Source organism: Hydrogenophaga sp. (genome assembly GCF_019264445.1).
Taxonomy (GTDB): domain Bacteria; phylum Pseudomonadota; class Gammaproteobacteria; order Burkholderiales; family Burkholderiaceae_C; genus Hydrogenophaga.
In genome coordinates this window covers 1-8,298 of sequence record NZ_JAHVAB010000022.1, presented here as the reverse complement: position 1 = coordinate 8,298, position 8,298 = coordinate 1, and the positions used below count along the sequence as shown (strand labels likewise).

At 68.3% G+C, this 8,298-nt stretch carries 10 protein-coding genes; 8 read left to right on the top strand and 2 right to left on the bottom strand.

Annotation, left to right across the window (positions count from 1 at the left end; translation table 11 throughout):
- The 7 genes from KXJ60_RS02875 to KXJ60_RS02845 all read left to right on the top strand — a co-directional run.
- Positions 1–183 (top strand): SDR family oxidoreductase (locus KXJ60_RS02875; RefSeq protein ID WP_291123906.1); only part of this gene is annotated, 183 nt, incomplete at its 5' end.
- A 31-nt stretch (positions 184–214) separates the two neighbouring features.
- Positions 215–940 (top strand): GntR family transcriptional regulator, encoded by a 726-nt coding sequence (locus KXJ60_RS02870; RefSeq protein WP_291123905.1) that lies wholly within the window; start codon positions 215–217, stop codon positions 938–940.
- Positions 937–1,800, top strand: a complete 864-nt coding sequence (locus KXJ60_RS02865; protein WP_291123904.1) for an isocitrate lyase/PEP mutase family protein — start codon at positions 937–939, stop codon at positions 1,798–1,800. The genes KXJ60_RS02870 and KXJ60_RS02865 overlap by 4 nt, the downstream gene beginning before the upstream one ends.
- 30 nt (positions 1,801–1,830) lie before the next feature.
- Positions 1,831–3,237 carry an FAD-binding oxidoreductase gene (locus tag KXJ60_RS02860; protein ID WP_291123903.1) on the top strand — a complete coding sequence of 469 codons (1,407 nt, stop codon included), beginning with the start codon at positions 1,831–1,833 and terminating at the stop codon, positions 3,235–3,237.
- On the top strand, positions 3,234–4,049 hold the full coding sequence (locus KXJ60_RS02855; RefSeq protein WP_291123902.1) for an SDR family oxidoreductase: 816 nt from the start codon (positions 3,234–3,236) through the stop codon (positions 4,047–4,049). Before KXJ60_RS02860 ends, KXJ60_RS02855 begins: the two co-directional genes overlap by 4 nt.
- A gap of 46 nt (positions 4,050–4,095) precedes the next feature.
- The gene (locus KXJ60_RS02850) at positions 4,096–5,016 is read left to right on the top strand and encodes a 4-hydroxyphenylpyruvate dioxygenase (RefSeq protein ID WP_291123901.1); all 921 of its coding nucleotides are present in this window, start codon (positions 4,096–4,098) and stop codon (positions 5,014–5,016) included.
- Between the two features lie 69 nt (positions 5,017–5,085).
- Positions 5,086–6,006, top strand: coding sequence for a sugar phosphate isomerase/epimerase family protein (locus KXJ60_RS02845; RefSeq protein ID WP_291123900.1), 921 nt, complete (start codon positions 5,086–5,088; stop codon positions 6,004–6,006).
- Positions 6,007–6,017: 11 nt separating this feature from the next.
- Here the strand turns inward: KXJ60_RS02845 and KXJ60_RS02840 are convergent, their stop codons facing one another.
- Both KXJ60_RS02840 and KXJ60_RS02835 read right to left on the bottom strand, forming a co-directional pair.
- Positions 6,018–6,659: a 3-oxoacid CoA-transferase subunit B gene (locus tag KXJ60_RS02840; protein WP_291123899.1), complete on the bottom strand. Its 642-nt coding sequence runs from the start codon at positions 6,657–6,659 to the stop codon at positions 6,018–6,020.
- 10 nt (positions 6,660–6,669) lie between these two features.
- Complete coding sequence (locus tag KXJ60_RS02835) at positions 6,670–7,386, bottom strand: 3-oxoacid CoA-transferase subunit A (RefSeq protein WP_291123898.1); 717 nt, start codon at positions 7,384–7,386, stop codon at positions 6,670–6,672.
- 195 nt (positions 7,387–7,581) lie between these two features.
- On the opposite strand from KXJ60_RS02835, the gene KXJ60_RS02830 reads away from it, so the two are divergent.
- Positions 7,582–8,298 (top strand): amidohydrolase family protein (locus KXJ60_RS02830; RefSeq protein ID WP_291123897.1); only part of this gene is annotated, 717 nt, incomplete at its 3' end.

Here is an 8,298-nt window from a genome sequence, read left to right as displayed (position 1 = left end):
CTGGCGCACCTGAACAACGGCCGCGAGGGCGACGTGTTTGCCAGCCGCGTGGCCAACGTGCCGATGGGCCGCGCGCAGACGCCGCAAGACGTGGCCGGCCTGGCGCTGTTTCTCGCGTCACCCGCGTCGGACTACATGACGGGCCAGTCGATCAACATCGACGGCGGTCTGGTGCTCAGCTGACGTCTGACACTTTTCATCAACAGGAGCCCGCATGACCCGCAAGTTTGACTTCGAGATGCCCAAGTCGCTGACCGAGATCGTGGCCAGCCGCCTGCGGCAGGCGATCATCGATGGCGAGTTCGCGCTGGGCGAAATGATCTCGGAAGACACGCTGGCTGCGCTGTTCGGCGTGAGCCGCACGCCGGTGCGCGATGCGCTCACGCTGTTGCAGAACACCGGGCTGGTCGAGATCCGGCCCAAGCGCGGCAGCTTCGTGTTCCAGCCGACCGAGGCGGACATGCGCGCCATCTGTGACTTCCGCGTGATGCTCGAAGTGCAGGCCGCGCGCTGTGCCTACCGGCACGACCGCGCCGGCGTGGTGGCGGGCTTGCAAGCGGGTCTGGACGAGATGGAAGCGGCGATTGCCGCCGACGACGACGTGCGCTACGGCCACGCCGACTCGGCCTTCCACCTGGCGCTGTTCCTGCACTCGGGCAACTCCTATCTGCTCGACGCTTACGACCTCGTCGCCGGCAAGATCGGTGCGCTGCGCACCGCGATGTCGCGCCAGTTCGCCGACGCGCGCGAGGTCTCGCTGGCCGAGCACCGCGCCGTGCAGGCCTTTGTCGACGCGGGTGACTTCGCCGGCCTCGAATCGCTGCTGACCATTCACATCGACCGCACCGTCGACGCTTACCGGCTGGCACTCGACAGCGGCCGCATCGCGGTCGCCACCAAGCCCCGGGTGCAACGCATCCACACCACGCCTTCCACATGAACCCAGCTTCCCAGTTGCGCGGCCTGTTGCAGGCCGGCGAGATCGTCATGGCGCCCGGCGCGCCCGATTCCATCACCGCCCGCCTCGTGCAGAAAGCCGGCTTTCCCGCGGTCTACATGACCGGCTTCGGTGCCACCGCCAGCCGCCTCGGCACGCCCGACATCGGCTTGCTGAGCCAGACCGAAATGACCGGGCATGCGCGCGACATGGTCCGCGCGGTGGACATCCCCGTGATCGCCGATGCCGACACCGGCTACGGCGGTCCGTCCAACATCCACCGCACGGTGCGCGAGTACCTGCAGGCCGGCGTGGCCGCGATCCACCTGGAAGACCAGGTCGCGCCCAAGCGCTGTGGCCAGATGGCCGGCATCCGCCTCATGGACGCCGACGAGAACGTGCGCCGGCTGCGTTGCGCGGTCGAGTCGCGCGGCGACGGTGACCTGCTCATCATCGGTCGCACCGACGCGCTGCCCGCCGCCGGCATCGACGAGGCCGTGCGCCGCGCCAAGCTGTACCAGCAGGCGGGTGTCGATCTGGTGTTCGTCGACGGCATCAAGACCGTGGCCGAGGTCGAAGCCGTGGCGCGCGCCGTGTCCGGTCCCAAGGTGGTCTCGTTGGTGGACGGCACGCCCGCTGCCGCGCTGACCGCCGCCCAGCTGCAGTCCATGGGCTTCTCGGTCGTGTTCTACGCCGTCACGGCGCTGTTCACCGCCGTGCGTGCCGTCTCGGGTGCGCTGGCCGAGCTGCGACGCGCGGGCACGCCTGTGGGCGCTGTCGGCGGCATGGTCAGCTACGCCGAATTCACCGAACTGGTCGACCTGGACTTCCACAAAAGCCTGGACGACCGCTTCGGTTCCTGATTCCCTTTTCTTATCCATCGATTGACGTCCATGTCCACGCTTGCCGTTTCCCATCCAGCCCTGCAGGAATTGCTCGACCAACTTGGCCCCGTCGCCGTGATGGTGGGCGACGCCGTGCCGGTGCGCAACCACAACGACTACAGCGGCCTGTCGCCCACGTCACCGATGGCGGTGGTGCGTCCTGCCGACACGGCTGGTGTGGCCACTGCGCTGCGCATCTGCCACGCGCACGGCATCGGCGTGGTGCCGCAGGGTGGCCTCACCGGCCTGTGCGGCGGTGCCCGCGCCGATGCCAACGAGATCGCTTTGTCGCTGGAGCGGCTGGTGGGTATTGAAGAGATTGACACCGCCGCCGCCACCATGACCGTGGCCGCCGGCACGCCGCTGGAAACCGTGCAGCAGGCAGCGCTGAATGCCGGATTCTTCTGCCCGCTCGATCTCGGTGCGCGCGGCTCGTGCGCCATCGGCGGCAACCTGTCGACCAACGCCGGTGGCAACCGCGTGATTCGCTACGGCATGGCGCGTGAGATGGTGCTGGGCGTGGAAGCCGTGCTGGCCGACGGCACGGTCGTCAACTGCCTGAACAAGATGATCAAGAACAACGCGGGCTTCGACCTGAAGCACCTGTTCATCGGTAGCGAAGGCACGCTGGGTGTGATCACGCGCATCGTGCTGCGCATGTTCCCCAAGGCCGGCTCTTCCGTGGTCGCCATGTGCGCCTGTGAAGACTACGCTGCAGTGCTGCGCTTGCTGGGCGCGGCGCGCTCGGGCCTGGGCCCACTGCTGTCGGCCTTTGAAGTGATGTGGCCCGACTATTGGGACCGCGCCGTCAACGAATTGCGCGCGCGCAACCCGTTTGCCGGCGACGACACGCGCTACGGTGCGTATGTGTTGATCGAAGCCCTGGGCACGGACCCCGAGTCCGACTTGCCGCGCTTCGAATCGTGGATGGAAAAGTTGCTGGAAGAGGGTGTGGTGCCCAACGCCGTGGTGGCGCAGTCGCTGGCCGAAGAGCAGGCGCTCTGGGGCGTGCGCGACGCCTGCGGTGAACTGCACCAGACCTGGCCCGGCCACCTGGCCTTCGACATCGGCCTGCCGCAGACCGCCATGGACGACTACGCCCGTGCCTGCAAGGCCGAGCTGGCCGAGAAGGTGCCGGGTCTGGAGAGCGTGTTCTACGGCCACATCGGTGACGGCAACGTGCACATCGTGGCCTACCGCGCGGGCGACAAGGTGCAGCCCAAGGACGAGGTGGAAGAGGTGGTCTACGGCCTGGTGCAGAAGTACGGCGGCACCGTGTCGGCCGAGCACGGCATCGGCACCATCAAGCGCCGCTGGCTGGGCCACGCGCGTTCGCCCGAGCAGATCGCGCTGATGCGCACGCTGAAGAACGCCATGGACCCCAAGGGCATCCTGAACCCGGGCAAGGTGCTGTGAGCAAGGCCCTGACCGGTCGCGTGGCCGTGGTCACCGGCGCCGGGCGTGGCATCGGCCGCGTCATCGCCGAGGACCTCGCGGCGCGCGGTGCCGACGTGGCCCTGCTCGATCTGCAGGCGCCCGACGAGGTGGCCGCCGAGATCGCCGCGAAGCACGGCGTGCGCGTGGTGGCGGTGGCGGTCGATGTGAGCGACGAAGCGGCTGTGGTGGCGGGCTGCGCGCGTGTGGCGGCTGAACTCGGCACGGTCTCGGTGCTGGTGAACAACGCGGGCATCATGCAGCGCGCATCCGCCGACCACCACACGCTTCCCGCGAGCGACCTGCAGCGCATGCTGGCCGTGCATGTGGGCGGCACCGCCGCCATGTGCACCGCCGTGCTGCCGGGCATGCGTGCGCAGGGCTTCGGCCGCATCGTGAACCTGTCGTCCGTCATCGGCTTGGTGGGCCTGCAGCGGCGCACCGCTTACTCCACCGCCAAGGCCGCCATCGCCGGCCTCACGCGCGGTCTGGCACTGGAAAACGGCCGCCACGGCGTGACCGTCAATGCGGTCGCGCCCGGCTATGTCCTGACCGAGGTGTTGCGCGAGAAGATGCGACTTGGCACGCTCGACTACGACCTGTTTGCCGAACGATCGGCCGTGGGCCGCTGGGCCGTGCCCGAGGAAATCGCGCGCGTGATCGGCTTTTTGGCCGAGCCGGCGTCCGGTTTCATCACCGCTGCCGTCTGGGCGGTGGACGGTGGCTACGCGGCCAACGGCAACCCTGGTGAGGCGCTCGGGCCGCTGCAGGCCATGCAAGCCCTGGCCGACTGATGCATACCCTTGCGGTGCTGCGGCGCCGCCCGTTCAAGGAACCGACATGAGCGACCTGCTGACCCTCAACCCCGGTGAACGCGAGCCCTTGCAGGCCTCGTTCAGCGATGCGCGCAACCCCATCGGCCTGGACGGTCTGGAGTTCATCGAATACGCCACCTCCAAACCGCAGGCGCTGGGCCAAGTGCTGGAGATGATGGGCTTTCGACCCATTGCGCGGCACCGCTCGCGCGAAGTGCTGCTGTACCGCCAGGGGGCGCTGAACATCGTCGTCAACGCGCATCCGATGGAATCGCACGGTGCGAGCCACGGCGGTGAATCGCCGGTGCTGTCGGCGGTGGCGCTGCGCGTGCGCGATGCGCAGGCCGCCTACCGCTACGTGCTGGAGCGCGGCGCCTGGGAGGTGCCCACGCGCGCCGACGTGATGGAGCTGAACATTCCGGCCATCCACGGCGCGGGCGGCAGCCGCCTGCACTTCGTCGACCGCTACAAGAACTTCAGCATCTACGACGTCGACTTCGTGCCCATTCCCACGGTGGAGCAGAACCCGCCCGCCACGGCCGGCATTCACTTCTTCGGCATCGTGCAGTACATCGGCCCCGAGCGCAGCCACGACTGGATCGAGTTCTACAACGAGCTTTTCGGTACCGAGCTCATCCCCGACGAGCAGCGCTTCGGCATCATGCCCAAGGGCCGCCTGCTGCGCACGCCCGCGCTGGACGCTTCGCAGCGCTTCATGTTGCAGCTCATCGAACCCGAACCCAACGTGCTCGACGCGGGCGAGCGCCTGCAGCGCATTGGCCTGGGCGTGCCCGACGTGATGGCCGCCGTGCAGGCGTTGCGCGCGCGCGGCGTCGAATTCGTCGAGACGGATGCGGTACACACCGAGCGGCGCGGCGCCATCACCAAGACCTACCTCGGTTCCGTGGTGTTCGAGCTGGTGCACAGCGGCCCCGCGCAGGAGTGACGCGATGAGCGCGACGCAGGGCCGGTCCCAAGCAAGCTTGCACCGCAGCCGCACGGCGGAGGTACCCCAATGAGCCACAACGCTCTGCTTCGCCAGCGCGAAAATCTTGCCATCCGCGCGTTCGGCATGGACACCATCACGCTGGCCGGGCCGCTGGAAGCCAAGCTCGACGCCATGGCCGAGGCCGGCTTCGGGCAGGTCATGCTCAAGGCCAACGACCTCGTGGGCCACGCGCAGGGCTGGCAGGCCGCGGTGAAGGCGGTGCAGGCCAGCGGCTTGCGCGGAACCGGCTTCCAGGTGCTGCGCGATTTCGAGGGTCTGTCGGGCCACCTGCACGCCTACAAGGTGGATATCGCGAAGTCCATGCTGGAGATGTGCGCGGCGCTGGGCTGCAACGTGCTGCTGGCGTGTTCGTCCACCTCGAAGCACGCCAGTGACGACCTCGATCACATCGCGCGCGACCTGCGCAAGCTGGCGATGCTGGCCATTCCGTACGGCATCCGCATCGCGTACGAGGCGCTGTCGTGGGGCCGTACGGTCAACGAGTTCACCACCGCGTGGGACGTGATCCAGCGCGCCGATTGCCCCAACCTGGGCATCGGCATCGACTCGTTCCACATCTTCGCGGCCGACACCTCGCTGGAGATGATCGATGACCTGCAGCCGGACAAGATCTTTCTTGTGCAGCTGGCCGACTTCATGTGGCAGGAAACCCGCACGTTCGAAGAGCGCATGACCACCGCGCGCACCTTCCGTGTATTTCCAGGTGAGGGCGTGCACAGCGACCGGCTGGTCCAGTTGGTGCTCAAGCTCGACGCGCTGGGCTACGGCGGCGATTACAGCTTCGAGGTCTTCAACGACGACTACCTGCAACTGCCGCTGCCCACCGTGGCGCAACGCGCGCGCCGCTCGGCGCAGTGGCTGGCCGACGACGTGCTGCGCCTGTCGGTGCCGCTGCCCAACCAGCTGCTGCAGCGCCGGCCTGCGTAAAGGGGCGCAGTTCAGGCCGCCACCGGCAAACCCAGCAACCGCTCCAGCTCCGCATGCTCCAGCCCATCGACCTTGTCGATGAGCTGCAGGCCCTGCGGGGTGCAGGCCAGCGTGGCGAGGTCGCTGTAGATGCGCTTCACACAGCCGATGCCTGTCAGCGGGTAGCTGCAGTTCGCCACCACCTTGCTCGCGCCTTGCTTGGTGAGCAGGTCCATCATCACCCAGGTCTGCTTGGCGCCAATGGCCAGGTCCATCGCGCCGCCCACCGCGGGAATGGAGCCCGCCTCACCCGTGCTCCAGTTGGCCAGGTCGCCCGTGGCCGACACCTGGAAGGCGCCGAGCACGCAGATGTCCAGGTGGCCGCCGCGCATCATGGCGAAGCTGTCGGCGTGGTGAAAGTACACGCCACCGGGCAGCAGCGTCACCGGCTGCTTGCCGGCGTTGATGAGGTCGTAGTCTTCCTCGCCGGCGGCCGGTGCCGGGCCCATGCCCAGGATGCCGTTCTCGCTGTGCAGCACCACCTCGATGCCGGCTGGCAGGTGGTTGGCCACCAGCGTGGGCTGGCCAATGCCCAGGTTCACGTAGGCGCCGTCGTGGATGTCTTGCGCCACGCGGCGGGCGAGTTCGTCTTTGGTGCGTCGGGTGTAGCTCATGGTCGTGTCCTCACGCCGCGTTCTTGAAGCCGCCGGCCTGCGTGGCCACACGGGGAATCTGCACCACCGCGCTCACGTGGATGCCGGGGGTGACCACCGCCTCGGGGTCGAAGCTGCCGAGTTCAGCGATCTCGTACACGCTGGCGATGGTGCGCTTGGCGGCGGTGGCCATCACCGGGCCGAAGTTGCGCGCAGCCTTGCGGTAGGTGAGGTTGCCCCAGCGGTCACCGCGCTCGGCCTTGATGAGCGCCACGTCGCCGAAGATCGGGTACTCCAGCACATAGGACTTGCCGTTGATCTCACGCGTTTCCTTGGGCGACCCGTCGGCGTTCCTGGCCAGCTCGGTCCCAAAGCCGGTGGGCGTGAAGAAGGCGCCAATGCCCGCGCCCGCGGCGCGCAGGCGCTCGGCCAGGTTGCCTTGCGGCACCAGTTCGAGTTCGAGCTTTCCGCTGCGGTAGAGGCCGTCGAACACCTGGCTGTCGGCCTGGCGCGGAAAGCTGCAGATGACCTTGCGCACGCGCCCGGTCTTGAGCAGCGCGGCCAGGCCGGTCTCGCCGTTGCCGGCGTTGTTGTTGACCACTGTGAGTTCACGCGCGCCCTGGTCGATGAGGCCGTCGATGAGTTCGCCCGGAATGCCGGCGGTGCCGAAGCCGCCGATGAGCACGGTGGCGCCGTCTTCAATGCCCGCGAGCGCCTCGGCGATGGAGGGGGCAATCTTGTTGATCAAGGGGAGTCTCCTGCTGTATGCGTGGCACGCGAAGGGCGGGCCGGTAGCGATTCTGTCAGCGAAAGGCGCAGCCATGGCGCGCCCCCATTCCCCTCTGCGGAAAACTGAATTTCAGCGGGCCCGTTGATGGCCGGCGGGCAGGGCGACACACTCGGCGCCGATGGCCGCAGCACACAGAACCCGCAGGAGACCGCCTTGAACACCGAGCGCACGCTGATCCGTGGCGCCACCGTGATCACCATGGACGCGCAGGGCGACCTGCCCGTGGCCGACATCCTGGTCACGGGGGACCGCATCACCGAGATTGCACCGGGGCTGGTGGTCGACGGTGCGCAGGTGGTGGATGCCAGCGGCTGCATTGCCATTCCCGGGCTGGTGAACGCGCACATGCACACCTGGCAGACGGCGCTGCGCGGCGTGGCCGCCAACTGGACGCTGCTGCAGTACTTTCAGCACATGCACGCCGGCCTGGCCACCGTGTTCACGCCGGACGACCTGCACATCGCCACGCTGGTGGGTGCGCTCAACCAGCTCAACGGTGGCACCACCACGCTGGTGGACTGGTGCCACAACAACCCGACCCCGGCACACAGTGACGCGGCGGTGGCCGCGCTGCTGCAATCGGGCATCCGAGCGGCGTTCTTTCATGGCACGCCCAAGCCCGATCCGCGCCCCGGTGAAACGCCGTTCTGGGAACGGCCCCACCCCCGCGCGGAAGTGGAGCGGCTCGTCCAGGCGCATGCGGGCCAGGCGCTGCTGAGCATTCACGCGGCGGTGCTCGGCCCCCACTACAGCACGCTGGAGGTGGCCCTGCACGACTTCCGCATGGCGCAAGAGCTCGGCATCATCGCCTCGCTGCACCAGGGCGGCGGGCCGGCCCGCCCGCCCGCGGGCGGGGGGCGCCGGGGGGCC

Coding starts and splice junctions, on each gene's coding strand:
- KXJ60_RS02865 (WP_291123904.1), top strand. CDS start 937: ATGAACCCAGCTTCCCAGTTGCGCGGCCTGTTGCAGGCCGGCGAGATC.
- KXJ60_RS02840 (WP_291123899.1), bottom strand. CDS start 6,659: ATGAGCTACACCCGACGCACCAAAGACGAACTCGCCCGCCGCGTGGCG.
- KXJ60_RS02845 (WP_291123900.1), top strand. CDS start 5,086: ATGAGCCACAACGCTCTGCTTCGCCAGCGCGAAAATCTTGCCATCCGC.
- KXJ60_RS02850 (WP_291123901.1), top strand. CDS start 4,096: ATGAGCGACCTGCTGACCCTCAACCCCGGTGAACGCGAGCCCTTGCAG.
- KXJ60_RS02870 (WP_291123905.1), top strand. CDS start 215: ATGACCCGCAAGTTTGACTTCGAGATGCCCAAGTCGCTGACCGAGATC.
- KXJ60_RS02860 (WP_291123903.1), top strand. CDS start 1,831: ATGTCCACGCTTGCCGTTTCCCATCCAGCCCTGCAGGAATTGCTCGAC.